This window comes from Plantactinospora sp. CA-294935, assembly GCF_050936445.1.
GTDB lineage: Bacteria > Actinomycetota > Actinomycetes > Mycobacteriales > Micromonosporaceae > Plantactinospora.
Genome location: NZ_JBNJMU010000001.1, coordinates 7881755 through 7902880, shown reverse-complemented (window position 1 = coordinate 7902880; position 21126 = coordinate 7881755). Strand labels below are relative to the sequence as shown.

The following is a 21126-nucleotide window of genomic DNA, read 5'->3' as shown; positions in this document are numbered from 1 at the left end:
CTACGACGCACTCAACTGCCGCGTTGCGCTCGCTACGCAGCGTTCCCTGCGTTGGCTGGATTGCCGTCCGGTCGCGCCGAGAACAGTGCGCTCAACCATTGACTGCCTGCTGCCGCTCGTCCGCCGGCATGGGCACCGTCCTCGCTTCTCGCTCCACCATCATCGGTGTACGGCGCTTCATTGCCGACATCCCGAGAACAACGAGGCTCACCGCAGCGTTAACACGTGGTCGGCGCTGCGGTGGCTGGTACGTCCGGTGAAGTGCACGCGGACCGTGGCCCCGGAGCAGCAGATCCCTTCCGGGATGATTAGCGCTGTGGGTGGCAGGATGCCGTCGGCGTCGGCGGTGGGATCGCCCGGGAAGTAGGGGCCGCTGAAGTGGGTGAGGCCGCTGCCTTCGGTCAGTTCGATCCGCACGGTTTCGCCAGGCCAGAAGCCTTCGCCCTGAATTGTCAGAGTGCTGCCCGGTGCTGTCTCGTTGGATGAGATAGCGATCTGGACCGGCGGCGTCAGCTGGTGCGAGGCCGTGGGTTCTGGCTCGCTGGGCGACATTGGAGAGGTCGGCCCGGCGGGTTGAGAGGCGGTCGCCGCGCCGACATGGTCACGGCTTTGCACAAACCAGACGACAAGCAGGCCAAGCACGGTCGCGCCCACGAAGAACAGCGCCGGTTGAAGGAAGCGCCTGACGGTCTTGGCGGGCGTGCCCGAGAGAGAGCCGGGAAGTCGGCTTCTGGACCAGCCGACTATTCCGAGTGCCGCGACAACTGCGGCAAAAAGCCACGATTGCGCGACCTCGAAGCCATCTCTGCCCCAGATCGCGGCGGAGATCAGGGCGGCGGCAACCACGCCGACCAGGAGGCCCGAGACATCCCAGAGGCTAAGTGAAAACGGCTCCCGGTTAGGGATCGACTTGTACTCCTTGATGAGTCCGGAGACTTCAGATGGGGGCAGTGGTTGCCAGTCGGAGCGGGCTTGTGCGGCCTTCGCCAGCGCTACGAGCCGCCGGAAGCTGGCTTCGGACGGATGCTCGTCCGCGAGCCGTTGCAAGGCGGCAACCGCCTCCGGGGTTCCCCGGTTGGCGAGTGCAGGCAGGAGGCCGTCTCGCATGTTCGCGGCACTCTCCCGACGGCTCACAGTGTGAACTCCACGAACCTCAGGATCCGAGGCCGGCGCGAACAGTTCGTTCATGACCTGCCACAGCTCCAGCGTGGCGGCTTCGTCGAGGGGTCGCTTCAGTCCTTCGCGATGCTCGGCGATGTCGCCGAGGATGTCGCCGGCCAGCGCCCGGTCCGCTGCCATCAGCTCGCGGATTGTCGGCCAGGAGGGAGGTCCGTCGTGGGTGAGGAGCGCGGCGCCGAGGTGCCGCCGTTGATCTGTGCCGAGGCTGCTGTCGGTGTCGCGTAGCAAGCCAATCGCAGTCTTAGGATTGACGTTGGTCAGGATCTCGCACGCGACAGCGGCCGCAGCGGCATCGGTGTCAGGATCGGTGATCAGCTGCCGGAGCCATGGAACGGCCTCTGGGTCGAGAATCGGCCGGAGCCGGCGTAACGGGAACTGCGCGAATTCGGGTCGGCCGCGCATTTCCCGTTCGGTGGCGTCGAGTAGTGCTTCGCGGGCCTTGCTGTAGAGCCAGCGCAACGGGAGTACGAGCGTCGCGTCATCCTGCGAGACGTAGGGCCCTCGAACCAGGACCGGCGCTAAGAACCGCCACCGGGAGTTCGGTAGCACTGGAATTTCGCCCAGCTCCGAGAGAAGGACGAGCGCTCGTGCGGCAGAGAAGGCGCCTGTGTTGTACTGCTGGGTGCCCAGTAGATCTGCGCCGTTAGCCTGTGTGGCCTCCAAGTAGCGCTGTGCCGCTTCGAGCGCCGCGTTTTGTAGCGTCTGTCCGGCCAGGGACCAGCCCGGTAGGTCCACCACCCGCAGCGTGGTGTGGTCCCTGGAGAACGGTGGCCCAGGAGCAAACTGTGCCCAGTAGCCGAACGAGTGGAACGCCTGACTCGCATCGAGGCTCAACGACTCAGTCAGGTGACTCTTGAGGTCAGCCTCGGTAAGAGGCGTCGCGCTTTCTTCGGCGTCCGGGGCATCATCACTGCCGACCTCATCGTCCGGCAGACTGGGTGGCTCCAGGAGCCCTTTGACGACCGCCTCATACAGTGGCGTGTTGGGCGGGACTTGCTCCAGAGCGGCACGGTGCTCCGCAGCGCTGGGGTCGTAGGCCAAGACTAGCCAAGCAGACCAGTGCTGTGCGGCCTCAACGGTCTCGGCGCGCATCGCGTCTGCGAGCAACCAGGTCAGATCGCCCCGACCAACTAAGCCGGATCGAGCGAGACCGAACACCTCGTGGCGCTGCAGATCGTGGTTTCGGATTGCGCTGACGAGGTCACGGCGGACCCGGTCGGTGAGCCGGAGCGGTGCGTTCTGCCTGCGGCGCAGCACAGGTCGGAGGTTTCGTAGCCGTCGCGCGACCAAGGCGGCCATCGCGTCACGGACCTCTATCTCGGCGAGCTGACGCATTCCGGCGATGAGGATGGCGTCGCACAGCTCATCGGTAGCGCCCCAGAGGGTCTTACGGCCGCTCTGTGGGGCACCGCGCGATGGCTCTATGGCCGCTGTCCAAAGCAGCGATTCCCGAACGTCATTGGTAGACAGGTCTCCTTCATGGAACTTGCGGGGCAGGTCGAATTGGAGGAACGACCAGTAGTTCCCGATGATGTCGGGGTTGCTCGGTGCTCGGAGCTGTCGCAACAGCGCCGGCAGCGGGATCCCGGCGGCGAGACGCGCTTGCAGGCCGACCCCGAACAGTTCGTCGTCGGGGTCATCGGCCGACAGGTGTGGCTCAGCCAGTGTCAGCAATGCATCGGCGCCAGTGGGCGGCACGAGATCGAGGCTGGCCAGTGCCGCCGCGTTGCGGGTGGGCACCGGCCGGCTGACGTCGAGGGCGGTGGCGACCAAGACGTCGTTGAGCGAGCGAAGACCGGTTTGCCGAGCGATTCGGATCGCCAGATAGCTCGCATCCATGCTGCTGGACAGGTCGGCGAGCACCGCTCGGAGCCGCTCCTCAAGGCCGTCATAGCGCAGCCCGCCGACATCAAGGTCGGCGATCCGGAGTAGTTCATGTCCCTGGGCGAGATCGAGCAGCCGGTCGACGAGGACGCGCCGGTAGGTGGGATCAATGATCTCGACCCCGCTACGGAGAAACGCCTCGGGGTCGTGGTTGAGCAGAGCGCCGAAGTATTGCGGCTTCAGTGCGACCAGCCACGCGGCGACCGCCTGTACCTGGGGCGCGAGTCGCCCGCCGCGCCCGTGCAGCAGTGGGTGGAGCCGCTCCAGCGACAGTCCGGTGTCGATCAGATGTTGGGCTGCCAGGAACTCGGTGACGGTTTGGTGGTAGAAGGCGAGCCGCTCTGGGCCGGCGGTGTCGAACAATGCGGTGTTCAAGACCGTAGCGAACTGTTCGGCGGTCACGTCTGCGGCACAGTCCGTGCGGGTAAGATGCACTGGACCAGGGACGTCGGACAGAGTGAAGTACGGGCGACCGCTGAACAGGCTGAGCGTAGCCATATGCCGCGCGGCTGCCAGCAGCGGATCGACGTCTGCCGGGCGCAACGGATGCCGCCGGCTGTCGGAGTCCGTCACCAAGCGACGGCAGGTCCTCTCGAACAGTTCCCGCTGTCCCCCGGGCAGCGACGACCCGTCGTCACCCGCGGCGCGGTATTCCGCCATTAGTTGGGACAAGGTGTGCGGGCTGCCGGCCAGATCAGCCACGCCGGAGTCGCGGAGCGCACGTAGGAATGCGTCGCCGTCCACTCCGGCGGCCGTGGCATAGAGCACGATGTCGTCGGGCGTCAGCGGCTGCAGGGCGAACATCTCGACGTCGTCGAGCCGGTCTCGGAGAACGTGCTCCACGGAGGGAAGCCAGCCCGCGCTCCGGCACGCCAGGACGAAGTGTGCGTTGCGGGGCAGCCGCCTGGCGATATCGGCGATCAGTTCGGTCAGCGCGGAAACACCCAGAGAGGCCTCGTCGAGGCTGTCGAGCGCCAACAGCGGCCCGGTCGAGGACGTGGAAGGAGCGAGTGCGTCCACGGCATCGTCGATCGCCCGCAGCAGCCGGCCGTCGTCACCTGGCGCGCCAAAAGAAATCCGGCGGGCGCCCGTCCAGCCGTCGACTAGCGACTCCAGCTCGTAGGTCTTTCCAGCCCCCGGGGGTGCGAGAAGAACAGCGCACCGGGCAGCAGCGGCCTCTCCGGTTGTCACGAGGCCGGCCTGACTGGCCAACCCCACTGCGTGGGCCGCCGACGCTTCCTCCTGAGTACCGTTGCTCCCCAGCTTGCGCCAGTAACGCTGCCACTGCACCCGATCACGTCGACTCACCGCGGCAGTGTACGAGGCGGATACAACCTCACGAGCAAAGCGCGCACTCGGACAGCAGCCAGCACATTCAGCGGTTGTGCAACGATCTTGGCATCCGCATCTGCCGCTGTCCGCGCTCGCGTTCATTCAGGAGGTGGGCGACATCTTCGCGAGGGGCTACCGTGGGCCGGAGCGCCACCATGCGGTCAGGCGCCCGGCCATGACGGCAGTCTCGGCTTGACGACGTGACATGCCGAAGTGGCCAGTGATTTCGTCGTCCGAGAACTATTGAGGCTGTCCCGTGTTGGCGCCGCCTGCCAGCCTCGTCAGCAGCCCGGTTGGACCGGGCAGCACGAGGAACGACCGGAGCGTGAGGGGGTGCTGTGGCGCACGTAGGCGTCGCGCAGTGGCTGACCATCGATGCCGTGCTCGACAACATCCACGCGATTGAGAACGTCGACGGGGACCAGTCCGTGGCCGCCCAGGCGTTCCGGCTTCGCCAACTGGGGTGGGACGCCAACGCGAGCCACCCGGAGCGTGGTCGGGGTCCGGTGGGCTGGCCACCGCGGGACGCCCACCTTGAGCTGGCGTTGACCGACGGCGATCTGGAATTCATCCGCGATTGCCTGGACCGCAGTCTCGTCACTACCCGCTTCCTGATCGACAGATTGTCAGTCGACCACCGCAGCTGTGCCGACCAAGAGGAGTCCCTGCGCCTGGAGCTGGCGGCACTCGACGCGCTTGACGCTATTCAGCCCGACCCGCCAGCTTGAGCGCCACCACCTGGTATGACGGGCTTCGCGGCCGCGGAAGTGGCGTTCGATTTCGAACAGCGCACGTCGCCCTGTCCCGTTCCCGTCTGAATCCGCCGCGATCTGCGCGCAAACGCGCCTGAGGTGTGGCCCGAGCGTGCCGTACGCGGTGCTCCGTCTCACTGACGAGGGATTTCGGGGCAGGTGGTCCTGTGCCTGTCGTCATGTTGATCTTTGTGACTGATGACATGGCCACGGGGTCTCAATCCGGGATGCCGGCACGTGCTGCCGTCTGTCAAGCGCAAGGAACTGGTTAGCAGGCGGCTCAATGACCAACGACGACCCTATCCACTCACTCATGTCGTGATCACTGTGAGGCTCTTGTGTTCTTGGCCGGGCGCGCCGCAGTCTATTGCCTTGCCTTCCCGGTGAAGCAGGGGGTCCAAGGGGCGTGGATCGCAGTCAGGATGCGCTGCAGAGGACGACGAGGCTGATCGAGTTCTTGGCGGAGGTTACGGCTGCGGTCGAGCGGAATCCGGTTATCGACAGCCCGGAGGACCCGGACGCGCCTGACCTGATCATCTTGGTCGACGTTCTGGCGGATGGGACATTGCAGCAGAAATCGGTGATGCTGTCTTGCGACTCCGTCTTCGCTAGCTCGGCTCCACACGCCGCGCTGGATGGCGCCGAGGATCGCGTACTCGCGCGCGGCCTGGAACGCACTTCGGTGAGGTGCCGCTCGCTGGCGTCGGCGGTCATGTCGATTAGGGCCCCGGCCGTGCAGAGGCCTACGGAGTCGTTGCGTGCCTCAGGACGTAGCCGCGCCCGGCATCCGGCCGGTCCAGTTGCCATGTTGGCCACACCGCAGTTGCATGTCAATCGCCTGAAGCGCGGCGACTTCCAACCGACATGACGAAGAACTGTCAGTGCCTAGCGGCGCAAACAACGGCACCCTCACGAGCGACGGCACAAGCCGTGAGGGACTTGAGGTTCCGTACCGACTGAACGGGGTGGTTCTACGAGCAAGGTAGGTACCCGCGAGCTGCAGCTTCAGCAGCTACTTAAGCAGATCGGCCCGTGCGTCAGCAGCATCCTGGTGTCCGCTGCCCAGCAGCGATGGCCCGGGACGCCGGCTTCCCGTGTTCAGAGCGTCGTGTCCAGGGCTATCTCCGCAGGTCTAATCCACGACCACAATGGTGTGCTCTCGGTAGCCAGTGACTCCACGCCCGCCGACCAGCCGACGAGGGCGAAGCGACGGCCCGGTCCGCTACGCGCGGTGATCGTTGACGTGGAGGCCGTTGTCCGGGCCAGTGCAGATCATCCGCAAGGTGACCGCCGGATCTTTCAGATCGGCGCGGTACGCCTATCCGCTGACCGGTTGTGGTGCGCTAACCAACCGGCGTTCACCTCCTGGGTCAGGCTCCCGGACCTGCAGTGGGAGCAGCAGCTACGGTCGGCTGACGTCCGAGAGCAGTACGCGCAGCACGCGGTCGACCCGGAACAGGTACTGGATGGGCTGCGCCGGTACATCGACGACGCGGACGTCCTGGTCGCCTATAACGGCGTCGGTAGCGACTTCCCGATGCTGGACGAAGCGGCGACCCGAATTGGGCAGCCGTTGTTGCACGGCCCTCGGCGGGTAGACGCGCTTTACCTGGCGTACACAGTATGGCCGTACGCCGGTTCTCATCGTCTCGCGGATCTCGCCGACGAAGTTGGCGTCGACCGGTCCGGGCTCAGTTGGCATGACGCTTCCGACGATGCCGAGCTGACCGCCCGGCTGCTACGGCAGGCGGCTGTAGCGGTGCAGGGCTGGGACGCCGACGTCCGTGAATTGCTGTGCGCGGTCGGTGCCGGCAGCGTGGCCTGGGACCTGCTCACGTCGCTGCTGCCCGGTCCGGTGCCGCGCCCGTCCTTCGATGACGTGACGGTGGCGCAGATCCTCGCTGACGCCTTGGCCGATCTCGATCCGACCAGCGGATATCAGCCAGTGCGGCGTGGCCGTCCCCGGCCGGTGCTGCGGCTGCCGGACACGGTCCGCGGGCTAGGCGGGGACGTCGACCCGCACGCGCTGGCGCAGGCGGCCGCGACCGGGACGGTGGAACGGCGGGCAGCGCAGCAGCAGATGGCGGCGTTGCTGACCGGGCAGATCCGCGCCGGCCGGGATGCATTGTGTGAAGCGCCGACCGGCACCGGAAAGAGTTTTGCGGTGCTGGCAACCGCTCTGCAGTGGCTGGACGGCGACCTGCGGCGCCGCGCCGTGATCGCGACGTACACCAAGGCGTTGCAGACGCAGCTGGGTACGGACATCGATCGGCTCGCCAGCGTGATCGACGGTTTGGAACAGACAGCGGACCTGGTCAAGGGGGCCTCGAACCGGTTGTCGTTGCGTGCCCTGGTCGCTTCGCTCACCGACGCTGCCGCCGCCGCGCAGACCGGGCCAAGCCGGGGCCGGAGTGGGCGGCCGCGGTTCGCCGTACAGACCGGTTTCCGTGAGCTGCTGGTCTACCTGACCCGGAGGCTGATCACTGCGGCCACCGCACCGCAGGGGTGGCTGGCGCGTAGCGCGGACCCGGTGGACGTGCCGATGTTCCTGGCCGACTACATTGGCGCAGCCTACGGGCCGGTGCTCGGTTCGTGGCTGCGCAGTGTCAGCCAGGACGGCGACGACTACGGCCGCAGGTCGGGTTCGCCGCTGGCGGCGATGACAGACTCGGTGGCCGAGGCGCTGGCCGGGCATCGTCTGGTGATCGCAAACCATGCGCTGCTGATGAGCCGGCCGGACGTGTTCGATGACGGCACGCTGCTGATCGTCGACGAGGCGCATGCGCTCGAGCAGGCAGTTACCGGCGCTGCCAGCGCGGTCGTGGAGTACCGGCTTCTGGAGAATCTTACTGCGGAGCTGCGCCGCTGGGCCGATGAGCAGACGGATGTGCCGCCGCGGCTGCGCGCGGCGGTCGCCGAGCTGGAGGGGCACCTAGACACGGAGATTTTGCCGCGGGCGGGGCAGGCGGTGTTCGACGTCGCCGGTGGGGAGCCCGGCAGCCGTGCGGCGACGCTGGCCAGCCCATTCGGTGGGCTGGGCGGTGACCGGCCGGCCCGGCAACTGTTGTCGCGGCTGAACACCATCGGGCTCGTCGCGGAACAGGTGCACCGGCAATTGGTCACGCATCTGCAGACACCGCGGATGCAGTCGGTGTCGTGGTGGGAGAAGGAACGGGCTGGGTCGCTGGTCGCCCGGGTCGCGCAGCTCACGGACGCGGCCCAGCGCATCGTGACTGATGCCCGCAGCATTCTCGGCCGAGAAGGCGATCGGAATCTGGGAGCCGACGGCGGGCCCGGCGCCGCAGCCGAGGTGGACAGTGACGCCGAAGATGGTGAAATCGCCGGTGCCGTCGGCGTTGATGAAGAGGACCTCGGCGCCGGCGAGGAGGACCTCGGCCCTGACGGGTTGTTCCCGTGGATGGGCCCGGACCTGGGTAACCGAGTGGTGTACACGGTTGAGCATGACCTGGCCGGAGTCAACGTCTCCGCGCGCCGGTACGGGTTCTCGCTCGCGTCCGCTCCGATTGACCTGGCCCGTGACCCGCAGTGGCTGGAAGTTCGGCAGCGGTTCGCCCGGATCTTCTACGTGTCGGCGACGCTGCAGGTGGCAGGCCGATGGGACTACATCCGGGAACGGCTCGGTCTCGACTCGTCCGTCGACGTACACGCGTTGCCGGGACCGTTCAATCTGGCCGAGCAGGCCCGGTTGGTCTGTTTTACCGACTTCCCGAGCTGGGCCGAACAAAGCGACGGTGCGATCCGCACCGTCGCGCATCAGCTGGCCGGCTACGCACGCGAGGTCATCCGACCCGATCCGCAGGCGCCGCAGCAGCAGGCCTTCACCGGTGGCGCGCTGGTGCTGACCACGGCGACGAAGGCCGCGGCCGCGATCACCGTTCGGTTGCAGGAACAGGTGGTCGGGGTGCCGGTGACCTCGGCGCCGCTGCTAGGCAACGTGCGGGCCGCGCGGGCGTTCGCCGACACCGGCGGGTTCTGCGTCGCGACCCGCGGCATGTGGCAGGGTGTCGACTTCCCGGCCGACCGGCTGTCGCTGGTGTGGATCAACAAGCTGCCGTTCGCGCCGTTCGCCGACCCGATCATCGCCGCTCGGCGGGCCTCTGTCGCCCGCCGTGCAGAGCAGGCCGGCCTTGCGGACCCGGACCGGCTAGCGACCGAGTCGTACTACCTGCCGCTGGCGGCGATGGATCTGCGGCAGGCGGTGGGCCGGCTGATCCGGTCGCGTAAGCACCGCGGCGTGGTCGTGATCAGTGACCGGAAACTCGCCGGGCGAACCGCGCTGCGCCGCGCCTACCGCCGAGTGTTCCTGGAGTCCCTCGAGCCGGGCTTGCTGGTCGCCGACCCGGACACCGACGAAGCGGCGGGCGGCAACCTGACGACGATGGCCGACGGGTGGACCAGGATCTGGCGGTTCCTCGGCGACAACGACCTGGTCACCGCCGACCGGGTCGACGAACTATGCAAGCCGGATGCGCTCACGGAGCACACGCTGCTGCCGGCTACCCGCAAGATCCGGCAGGCGCAGCTGACCCCTGAGCAGGAGGCCGTAGCCCGCGCCGATGGCACGCTGGGACGGCTATTGGCCGACCGGTGCGCCGCGATCGGCGGCTACCTGCGGTTCTCCGACACGCCGCTGGCGTTGAAATCGCAGCAGGAGCAGGTGATCGCGGCAGTCGCTGACGGTAAGGATGTGCTGGCGCTGCTGCCGACCGGGTTCGGTAAGTCGTACACGTTTCAGCTGCCGGCGCTGGCGCTGCCGGGTGTCACCGTGGTCGTGTCGCCGCTGATCGCGTTGATGGCCGACCAGGCCCTCGAACTGAACGCCACCGTCGGCGGAGCGGTCCGTGCCCTAGTCGGGCCGATGGCCGAGTCGAACAGCCGGCGTGGAAAGACCGAGGTCGCCGAGCAGCTCACCGGCACCGGCGATCACGGCATCAAGCTCGTCTACGTGTCCCCGGAACGGCTCGGGAACCGCCGCTTCCAGGAGCTGCTGCGCACCGCCGCCGCGACCGGGATCCTGCGGCGGGTCGCCGTCGACGAGGCGCATACGTTCGTGCAGTGGGGCGACGACTTCCGGCCCAGCTTCCGCCGCGCCGCCCGGCTGCTCGCCGAGTTGCGGTCCCGGCACGGGGTGCGGGTCACCGCGGTCACCGCGACCGCGAACCGGGCGGTCCGGGAAGGGCTACGGACAGGCCTGTTCGGCCTGCCCGCCACCCCTGCAGCGAGGGAGGTGCTGGTAACGGTCGCAGCTGACCCGCTGCGGCCGGAGCTGGCGATCTACCGGCGGGCGATGAAAACGGCCGGCCCGAACGCGGTAGCCGGGCTGACCGAGGCGGTCGCCGCGGCGTGTGACGAACACGCGATCTTCTACTGCCTGACGGTCAAGGAGGTCGACGCGGTCTACGCACACCTACGCGAGTTCGTCGGTGACGGCGTGCAGCGGGTCCGCCGTTTCCACGGCCGGTTGTCCGAGGCGGAGAAGGCGGCGGTGCTCACCGAGTTCCGTGACGCCCCGGCCAAGCATGAGGACGGCTACGCACCGCTGCTGATCGTGGCGACCAGCGCGTTCGGGCTGGGCGTCAACCGCGGCGACATCCGCTGCGTGTTCGTGGTGTCCCCGCCGACCGACCTAGCCGCGTTGTACCAGCAGCTCGGCCGGGCCGGCCGAGACCAGGCTGGCCGGCCGCCGGGCGAGGTGACCGCACCATCGGCCGGGCTGGCGCTGGGCTCCGGCCGCGGCTTCCGGACCGTGGCGTGGATGGCCGCGCAAGGGCTGCCGGCAGCAACCTTGCGCACCGTCGGGCAGGCGGTGTTGACCGCGGCCCGTACTGGCGGGGTCTTGGACCCCGACCGAGTCAGCGACAGTTGCGTGGGATCCGACCTGGCCGCCGGCAGGCTGAACCGTGACGACGCCCGCCGGGTGGGCACGGTGTCGCAGTACCGGGCGGCGGTCGTGCGGGCCCTCGCGGTCCTCGCCGAAACGGGGGCAGTCGACGACAACGGGGACTTCCCCGCGACGGTGACGATCACCCCACTCGACGACCCGGCCCGCTGCGACGACCACACTCTCACCGCCGTTGCCAGCGCGCTGGTTACACTCGCCGGCGCGGCGCCGGGCCGGCACCGGATGACCGCAGTCCACGCTGCCCTGACCGCCCAGGTATGCGGGTACCGGCTTGTCGCCGACGACCCGGCCCAGACGTGGGCGGTCCTAGCGACGCTGCACGACATCGGCGTCGTCGACGTATCCCAGGCGGGGAACAACCGGACCCTGATTGCGGTCGGGGCGCGCGGCAGCGGCACCCTCCCGGCCGACTATCTGCGCCGGATGACCGGTCACCGTGCCCGCCTCACCGACGAACTGCGGGAGTTGGGGGCCTGGTACGACGCCGGTGTGTGCGCCAACACGGGGTTCGCCGGCTACTTCTCCCTGACCGGTGCGGTGGTGCTGCCCGACGGTGTCTGCTCCACCGCGGCGTGCCGCTGCTCCACCTGCTGGTCAACCAGCGACGACCAGGCGCCGCTGCCGGCACTGCTGGACGCGTTGAACACACCCCGGCCGCGGCCCGCCGCGCGCCGGGATGCGGCCCCGTACCGGGAAGCGGTCCAGCGGTACGTGCGGTCGCTACTGTGGGACAACTACCGCGGCCTAACCGTCAGCATGATCCACCGAGTTCTGCACGGCGACGAGACGTACCTGGCCGCCGACGGCCGCCGACGGCCGCTGTGGCCACGGCTGCTGTACCACCGGCTGCGTGGCGTCGACCCCGGGATCCAGGTCAGCCACGTACAGGAAGCCGTTACCGACTTGACCAGCCGAGGCGATATCGCCGGTGACGGCCGGGTGTGGCGGCTGCGCCGCTACGCCGAACGTGACGCCGCCCGCGCCCAGGCGGCCGGGAGGAGGGCTCGATGACCACGGTTAGCACGACGGTGTGGCGTCCGTTCCATGACGAGCCGCTGTTCGTGCCGGAACTGCTGCACGGCCCCGACGCCGTCCCGGGCCCGCTACGGGACCGGATCATTGCCTACCTGACCCGGGTCGCCGAGGTCCGGCGGGCCCCGCTGCACACCTGCACCGCGTTCAACGCACTGCATTTCGCTTTCGACCTCGACACCCACGGCTACCGCGCCGAGGTCCTCGCCCCGGACCTGTTTGTCCAAGTCTGCGCGGAACAGCAGAAGCGGCCTGTGCTGCCGGTCGGCACGTTTGTGCACATCGACCGTGGTGGACGCCGGTCGCTGCTGGCCGAGGTCGTCGCCCGCTACGGCGCTGACCCCGCGGTCGATGACGACGGCTGGGCACCCGCGTCGCTGTCCGGCGGCCCGCCTGGGGAGGAAGAACCCGGCGGCACCCGCGCCGGCGTCGAACGGATCATCCTGGACGTCGAGGCATTCGGTGCCCCACTCACCGCCGCCGAGTACATCGAGCTGGACCGGCTGCGCCGCCGTGGATCGGTGCTCGACGCCCGCGGCCACCTGACTGGGCCGGTGCACTACCCGTCCGGGGTCGGCGGCCGCGACGATGTTGCCCTGTACGCCGCCCACCTGCTCGGCCCAGGTCGGCCGTTGCTGCTCGGCGGACCACTCGGAGGTCTGCTCACCGACCCCGGCGATGAGCAGGTCCTCACCGCCGCCCTGCATCAAGCGTTCGATACCATCGACCGGCTGCTCGACGCTGCTGGTGCGCCGCGCCGCTGGCACGGGTACACCATCAGCCGGGACCGCTTCGAACAGCGCCGCCGTGACGGCTGGCCGGGCCTGAGCGCCGCAGACGTCGACGACGTCATCGCGACCGTTCGCCGCGCCGGCCCGCAGCCGCGCTACACCGGCGTCTGGCCGCTGCTGGCCTCCCGCACCGATGTCGACAGCGTCGGCGCGGACCCGCTCGAGCTCGCCAGCGCCGCCGACGTGGTCGTGCACACCAACCTGGCCGCGGCGGACCTGACTGCGGCGGCAACCGACGGTCTCCTGCCCGGCGGTGTGCACCTGCGCGTCGACGATGTGTGGCAGGCCGGTGGCCTGTGGCGTTCGGCGCGGGAACCGGTGCCGTCGGCGGTGCTGGCCACTGATCCGCGGACTCCGCTCGGCCTCGGCCATCAGTCCGGTGTCCCGGACGGTACCGAGCAGGCCCAGCCCGGATCCGGGCCTCTCCCCGGCGCTCAGCAGTGGGCACCGTCCGACCCGCCGGCCGGACACGGTGTTCCCGCCGGCGAGCAGGACACCCCTGCCGAGCAGGACACGCCGGCCGAGGAGCAGGGTGAGGACCTGTCCGGTCTCGTAGTCGTCCGCGACAGCCTGGTGGTGTACACCGTCGCGCTACGCGAGAGTCACTGGGACGCAGGCGAACTGCCTCTGGCTGGGCAGGCGGCGGACGTCCTCGCCGACGGGCCACTAATCATGCAGCTGCACCACGACGGTGAACTCCTCGACGACACCGAACAGATCCAGCAGATCAGCCGTAACGGCACCACCCTGACCGGAATCAGCTGGCCGTGGAGTTTCTACCCCGGCATCAAGGTCACCGTGGCGATCGCCCATAACGCCATCCGGATCAGCGCCACCACCACCCTGCTCGACCAGCCGCTGCCGTACGGCGACCAGTACCGGTGGGACGCCAACACCGCCATCCTCGCCGCCGCGATCGGCGCCGAGCAGCCACCAGCCGAACCCGACGCCCCGCCGGAGCCTCAGGCGCCGCTCCCGGCCGGAACACCGGAACGGCACCGCGGTGTTGCCCAGCTGCGAGGGCTGATCATCGCCGCGTTGCGGCGCCACGGCGCGCTCGGCGCGTTCGGAGCCCGACGGCTCACCGGGCCGCAGCTGCTCGCCGCGCTATTCGGGCCCGACCTGGTCGCTCCACCGCTGATGTGGGAGGTCATCTACACCTGCGACCGTCTCGTCGACGCCGGAAGGCTGACCAAGGAACCCGGCACCGGCAGCCCTGACCGGCCCGGAAGCGGCGGACCCGACGTGTTCGTATGGTGGCCCGACAACACCGCCCGGCGTGGCGCTTACCAGCACACCGCCAGGGCCGACGTCCTCGCCGGCCAGGTCCGCGAGCACTGGGTGCCCCCGTTCCGGCGGCTACTGCCGCCCGGGCACCAGGCCAGCGACGCCGCCCGTAACGCCTACGCCGTATGGGCCCTGAAGGTGCACGGCCCGGACGCTGACACCACCCTGCCAACCGGTTACACGTTCGTCCGCGGCCAGCTCCGCGGCTCCGGCGATCCCGCGGGTCTACTGCACCTCGCGGCAGACCCGCATTACCACCCTGCCTGACCCCCGCACCGCTCACCTCAGCAGAGAACTGTGGAAAGTGAGGCCTTCCGCGATGGCTTCCGAGTCACGACGCCGCCGACGCCGGCACCCGCGTACCTGTGCCGACCACTGCATCCACGTCAGCCCAGAACTTGCTTCGGCCCGCGATGAAGCGATCCCCGCGCTATTCGGCGAGCTCGACGAGCTCGGCGACCCGATCGGGGCAGCGCTCGAATGCCTCAGCGGTGAGCAGTTCGCCAGCCTGGTGTGGCAAGTGCCCCCACCCGGCCGGACCGATTTCCTGACCGACCTCGGAGTCCCGCCCGCGCGGCGGCCCACCGCCACAGCGGCCCGCATGGGGCTGGCAAGGCTTCGGCAATGGCCGAAACTCAAGCGCGACGAGGCAGCCCGCTTCCTCACTCACCGCGTCGCCGACCGTGTCGACGCCGAGTGGCACAAAGACGGCGGAGACGAGCAGCAGCGCGAGAACGCGCTGCGGGACACGCTGACCGGCGACCCGAGCCAGATCAACTCCCTGCGGCTGGCTCTGATCTGTCACGGCCCGACGTCCTGGGGCATGACGGTTGCGCTGCGGATCGGCTTGAATTCCGCAGTAGGCCACCCGGACTGGCCGCAGCTGGCCGTGGACAACATCACCGCAGCGTGCCGGCGTCTGGAGGACGTGTGGGCGCAGGTCGCTGCCGCTCACGCTCGGCCGGCCACCGACGAAGCACCACACGACGACGAGATGCACGCCGACGAGGAAAGCGGTGAGGACACCGTCGACGACCAGAGCGATGGTGACACCGAACTCGGTGTGACAGCGCCGCCCCTGCCGGACAGCGAACCGACAACCGAAGGATTCGACACCGTGTCTGGTGAAACCGTCAACCCCGTCTGCGTACCCGGCACCGGCACAGCCGGCAGCGGACCCGATCCGGCCGCCGCAGCAGCAAACCTGCTGAACCTACAGGCGCAGGCCCAACAGGCCGCGAGGGCACTCACGGAAGTCCTGCACCGCGGCGGGATCCCGCACCGGCGGGATCTGGACCCGGTTGCCGCGTTCATCGAGGTCGCCGACCAGGTGCGTGACCTTCTCAGCGGACCTGATCAGTTTATGCCTGCGGAGGCGACCGTCGAGTATCTGCTCGCGGCACTGTCAACCACCGCTGACCTCCACAGTCAGAGGGCCAGGATCGCCGACATCAGCCGGCTCACCGGCCCGGACAGCGAACGTGACCGGATCGGCGCAGCGGTGACGCTTGCCGCCGACCTGCAGCAGATGCCCGTATGGGGGCCGCAACAGCAGGATCACGCTACCGGGCTGCTGGCACTGCTGGACCTGATCGACGCGGCCGCTGCCAAGGACATCAAGGCGCTACCCGCCGCCCTCGCCAGCATCGAGCAGCACCTGCCCGACGACATTGCCTCCCTGCGGCTGCCTGCTGTCGGCGGGCAGCTGCAGATCACTGACAGCGCCGCCCCGGCCGCAGACACCGCAGCCGAGGACGAGCGCGCCTCCAAATTGGCGCCGGCTACCGAGGATCCCGCGCCCGTACAGGAACCGGTCACCACCGCCGCGCCGGCTCCGGTGGCCGTCCCCGACGCGCCGCAGCAGCCGGCCGTCGCGGCCACAGCAGTGCCCTCCACCAGCGACATCCCCACCACCGAGGGCACACCCGTCGTCGGGGATGAGCCTGCCACGGCGGGCACGGCCTCCGTCGAACGCGAACCTGCGGAGCAGGACACGTCCGCCGACAACGCCGCAGGACGCGACCTTGTCCGGCAGATGCTCGGCGCCGGACGGCTGAACCTGGCGTACCACGCCGCCACGGCGTGCGGCGACCGCCGACGCGCCGACGCGCTGCGCATCCTGGCCCTCGCCGACGCCGCGCGCAGCGATACCTCCCCGACGGCCGGCGCACTGCGCACCGCGCTGGAGGCAGAACAGGGCGACCCGGCATCCAGCGACACCGCCATGCAGATCCTGCTGCTGGCCGGGACCGTCCGCGCCTGCCTCGTCACCGGCGACGCAGGGGCCGGTCAAAGCGCCCGGATGATCGCCGAGTCCTTGCGCCAGCTTCCGGCCCTGGCCGCGATCGCCGACACGATCGGGACCGCGACGGCGAAACGCCGCCTGTACAGCCCCGACGTGCTCGCCGCTCTCACACCGATCGCCGGCGCCGACAACGACATCGCCATGACCGTCGAGGCCGCCCAATCTGACATCAACCGGCCCCGCAGCCTGGACTTTGTCCGGGCCAGCCAGATCCTCGACATGTGGTGGGCGCCGACTGGCGTCATCGGGCGGATCCTCGCGATCGCCGCCGCCGACCGCCGGTCCGAGATCGAGACGGTCGCCGAGCAGCTGCGCCTGTTCGCCAAGCGGCAGTACCTCGACGACCTGCTCAACCGAGAAGACGCCCAGCTGCGCTCGGGCAGCAGCCGCCCGCTGCAGGGACAGCAGCGGCGCAAGCTCAAGGAGATGGCAGACCGTTCGGTAGCCACCGTCCGCGCCTGGGTCGATGCTGTCCGCGCGAACCAGGCTGCCGCCCATGGTTCCGTGCCCGCCGATCTGGCCAAGTTGCGCCTCGACGTCCTGGCACAGTGGCCGGCAGCCGAACACGAACTGCAGAAGCTGATCGCGGCGGCCGCAGAGACGCCGTGGATGCTGCAGGCCGAGGCCGCACAGGCGTGCTTGACAAGCATGCGAGGCAGCGTCGGCATGCTCGACGGTCGCAAGCCGTCCGGTCCGGACCGTGACCCTGACGTGGTACTCCACCAGGAGCTACTGCGCTGCACGGCGCTGCCGTTCACCGCCGATGGCGTGCCCGCCCGCACCGTCACCGTCAACGATGTCTTCACCGCGGTTGAAACCAGTTGGGACGATGCGTTCACGCAGCGGCTGGCCGGTGAGAATTACGCCACGGCCGCCATGATCATCGACGCGGTCACCGATCCGGCCCTGACTCGGGCCATGCACGACCGTCTCGCGAACGCGGCTGCCCAGACCTTCGAGGAACTGACGACCCTGCACCGCGACGTGTCCAGCTACGTGGCCCGCGCCAGCCGGCTCGGCCAACTCGACGAAAACGCCAGCACCGCCATTAACAGCGTCCTGGCCGCCGCCGACCTCAGTCGGATCAGCGGCTCGCCGCAGAACCACAACCTCAGCGAGTTCCGCGGCCGGCTACTCGACGTCCAGTCGCGGCTGCCGCAACACCTGCACGAGGCACAGGAGGCCCTGCGGAAACGGGCCGACAACGAAGTCCCGGCCAGCCCTGAGCGGCAGAACCGGCTGACATCGATCTACGCCCGCATCGATGCCGGCGACCTGGCCACCGCCGAGGAGTATCTGCTCGCCGCAATTCACGGGGAGGCACCGCCGACAGCCGAGCCGTCCGACGACCTGCACCGGTTCCTGCAACTCACCACCCAGGCGGCCGGCGGTATCACCCGCAGCATGGTCAACGCAGTGCGCCATGGCAAACCGCACCCGTCGCTGGGAGTGACCAGCCTGTCCGCCGCGCAGCGGGCCACCGCCGATACGCTGCAGATGTGGCTGGACATGCGCAACATCCGGCACAACAACGTGCAGAAGAGCACCCTGATGGCGGCTCTGCGGCTGGCCGGTATCGAGTTCGCCAGCATGCAGCCGCTGCGGGAACTGACGGCCAGCTCCCGCCGCGCCTGGTGGGACCTGACCGGGGTACGCCGCATCGGGGAGACCCCCGGCGTACCGCAGTTCAGCCCGTCCGCCGGGGAACGTCAGCGAATCATGCTCTGCTGGGGAGAGCCGGACGTGACGGCACTGTTCGGCTGGATCGCCCAGGACCCCGGCACCGATCACCCGGTCATCGTGCTGCTCTTTGCGGCAGTGACCGCCGACCAGCGCACCGAGCTGGCACTGATGTGCGCGCAGCGGGGAGAGAAGCCGGTCATCGTCGTCGACGACATCGCCATGCTCCACCTTGCGTTGCACGGCAGCGGCCAGTTCATGGCCACCGCCCGGACCCTGCTGCCGTTCGCGGCGACCAACCCGTACGCCCCGGACGGGTCCGTGGCGCTGCCGTCGGAGATGTTCTTCGGCCGCCGTTCCGAACGCGCCGACATCATCCATCCGCACGGCGTGAACCTGCTCTACGGCGGCCGGCAACTCGGCAAAACGGCGCTGCTACAGGACGCCGCGCGGGCGTTCGCCCGCGTCCCCGAGCACAAGCCCGTCTATGTAACCCTGCATAACGCCATCGGCACGAAGGTCAACCCGCTGACGCTATGGGACGAACTGTCCGAGAAGCTGACCGACCTCAAAATCTTCCCACACAAGAAGACCCGCGACCCGATCAAAAACGTCACTACCGCAATCACCGCCTGGCTGGACGAGGACCCGACCCGGCGGATGCTGCTGCTCATCGACGAATGCGACGGGTTCTTCGACGCCGACGCTGAACTCGGTTTCGAGCACGTCACCCACCTACGCAACCTGCGCGACGAGACCGGGCGCCGATGCAAGCCGGTATTCGCAGGCCTGCACCAGGTGCAACGGTTCGCTCACCTGCCGAACCAGCCGCTGGCTGGTGCCCACTTGGGCGAGCAAATCGCGGTCGGTCCGCTCAGCCCGGAACCGGCGTACCAGCTGCTGTTCACCCCCATGGAAGCCCTTGGGATCCGGTTCGAGTCCGACGAGCTGATCCACCGGGTCCTCGCCTACTGCAACTACCAGCCGAAGCTGCTGCAACTGGTCGGTAAGGCCCTCGTCTCCTCAGCGCTGGCGCGCCGTCGCGCCGGCCCCTACTACTGGATCGACGAGGATCAGCTCGACCACGTCCTCGGCTCCGAGTCTCTGAAGCAGCAGGTCCGGCAGACCGTCCATCTCACCCTCGACCTGGACTCCCGGTACAAGCTCATCGCCCTGGTCGTCGCGTATGCTGCGCTCGAGCATGGCGCCGATTACACCATGACGACCTCACAGCTGCGCCACGAATGCCAGGGCTGGTGGCCGGCCGGGTTCGCCAGACAGGGCCCCGGCGAGTTCCGGTCCCTGCTGGACGAGATGCGTGACCTCGGCGTCCTGGCCGTCACGGCCGGCACTCGGTGGCGGCTACGTTCCACGAACGTGTTGCGGCTGCTCGGCTCGACCAATGAGATCTGGGAGGAGCTCTGCAGTCCCCAGTGGCGGACCACGGTGACAAAGCTGTCCACCGAAGAGGCACGCGGCCACCTCGATGACGGACTTATCTCCCCGTGCACCGAGCAGCAGCTGTCCCGGATCGTCGGCCGCACCTCCGGCAGCGCCGTACGGGTGATCGCCGGCACCCGCGCCACCGGCGTCAGCCGGGTGGGTGACCTGCTGGAGCACTCCCGGAAAGGATTCGGTGCCCGGTTCGAGCTGTCGGTGACGACCAGGCCTCAGACGTACGGAAAGGCGTTGCGCGGCGGTGAGGCCGGAGGCCGGCATCACGTCGTCCTGAGTCAGCTGCTCACCGCGAAATCCGACACCGTCTTCGACACCGTCGTCAAAGCGATGCAAATCCAGCCCACAGCCGGCGCAACCCGCACCGTGGCAGTCCTCGTCGACGCCAACGCCCCCGGCATCCTCGACGTGTTGACCGGCCCGAGCTTCGCCGTCAGCAACGACGACATAATCACCCTGCGCAGGGCCACCGACATCGGCCTACGTGGGTGGCTGTCGGACAACGAACTCATGAAGGCGTTCACCGACGCGACCAGCCAGGCCGAACTCATGGCCGTGACCGGCGGCTGGCCGTTGCTGCTGGACCTGGCCGCCGGCAAGGCCCGTGAGTACACCAGCACTCGCAAGGTGTGCGCCCAGGTAACCGCGTATTTGGCAACTGTCGAAGGGGCAGCCGAGTTCGTCGAAGCGACCGGACTGCGAACTGACTCCGACGCAGGCGACGCGTTCCAGGGCCTGATCGACTATGCCGGCCCTGTGACGTCCGAGGAACTGGTCGAACTGTGCGCGGTGACGGGATCCGACCCAGAACGCACCGCCCGCATCCTGCAGCTCCTCGACGTAATCAATCAGAGTGACGTCGATGGGCGATGGACGCCGGAACCGGTGGTAGCCCAAAGCTGGCGACACCTGCACGGGCTCACGTAGCCACCTGGCGTCAGGAACGCACCCTCGGGTGGCCGTGGACCTCACGCGTCCCGGCCACTCATCGTCTCGCCGGCTCGCGATGGACTGATGCGGACCGTCGGTAAGCCGCGCGAGTGATGGCGGCGATCGGTATGGCCGGATCTGAACATGCGTATCTCCCATACCTGCCGAAAGCGGGATAGGCATTGCGTTGATGAGTAGGCGGCGGCAGCCAGTCGGTCGATGAAGGCACACGGCGATGCTCTGACAGTGAGGATGTAGGTGAGTCCCGTACCGGTCGGTCTGACCCTTGCTCTGACTGACTTCGGGTCTTGAACCGGATCTGTCGGCCGTGCCGGTACGGGACTCACATGCACTCACCGGACGCGGCGGTTGTGACCTCATTGAATCGCCCCGGATCTTGTAGAGACTCCACAGAACCCAGGGCGGTTCACATAGGAGCCTGGCCAGAGGCTCCGTCACTGTCTTGTCCATCCTTGCCCGGGCACCATGGACCGGCGGGGCCGGCAACGGTTGCGCGTGCCGGCCCTGTGCCCGTTCGGCGACGGCCGCGCACGGATGGGTGTGGGACGCTGCCGG

The 21126-nt window shown here is 68.6% G+C and carries 6 protein-coding genes; 5 read left to right on the top strand and 1 reads right to left on the bottom strand.

What is annotated here, in order from left to right:
• Nucleotides 1–207: 207 nt before the first annotated feature.
• Complete coding sequence (locus ACQEVC_RS34700; RefSeq protein WP_432886363.1) at nt 208–4371, bottom strand: NACHT domain-containing protein; 4164 nt, start codon at nt 4369–4371, stop codon at nt 208–210.
• Nucleotides 4372–4733: 362 nt separating this feature from the next.
• Between ACQEVC_RS34700 and ACQEVC_RS34695 the strand changes: the two genes are divergently transcribed.
• From ACQEVC_RS34695 to ACQEVC_RS34675, 5 genes are all read left to right on the top strand, one after another.
• On the top strand, nt 4734–5123 hold the full coding sequence (locus tag ACQEVC_RS34695) for a hypothetical protein (protein ID WP_432886360.1): 390 nt from the start codon (nt 4734–4736) through the stop codon (nt 5121–5123).
• Nucleotides 5124–5553: 430 nt separating this feature from the next.
• Nucleotides 5554–6015 (top strand): hypothetical protein, encoded by a 462-nt coding sequence (locus ACQEVC_RS34690; RefSeq protein WP_432886357.1) that lies wholly within the window; start codon nt 5554–5556, stop codon nt 6013–6015.
• Nucleotides 6016–6378: 363 nt separating this feature from the next.
• Nucleotides 6379–12081 (top strand): DEAD/DEAH box helicase, encoded by a 5703-nt coding sequence (locus tag ACQEVC_RS34685; protein WP_432886354.1) that lies wholly within the window; start codon nt 6379–6381, stop codon nt 12079–12081.
• Nucleotides 12078–14447, top strand: coding sequence for a hypothetical protein (locus tag ACQEVC_RS34680; RefSeq protein ID WP_432886351.1), 2370 nt, complete (start codon nt 12078–12080; stop codon nt 14445–14447). The genes ACQEVC_RS34685 and ACQEVC_RS34680 overlap by 4 nt, the downstream gene beginning before the upstream one ends.
• A 52-nt stretch (nt 14448–14499) precedes the next feature.
• Nucleotides 14500–20547 (top strand): hypothetical protein, encoded by a 6048-nt coding sequence (locus tag ACQEVC_RS34675; protein WP_432886348.1) that lies wholly within the window; start codon nt 14500–14502, stop codon nt 20545–20547.
• The last annotated feature ends 579 nt before the right edge of the window (nt 20548–21126 follow it).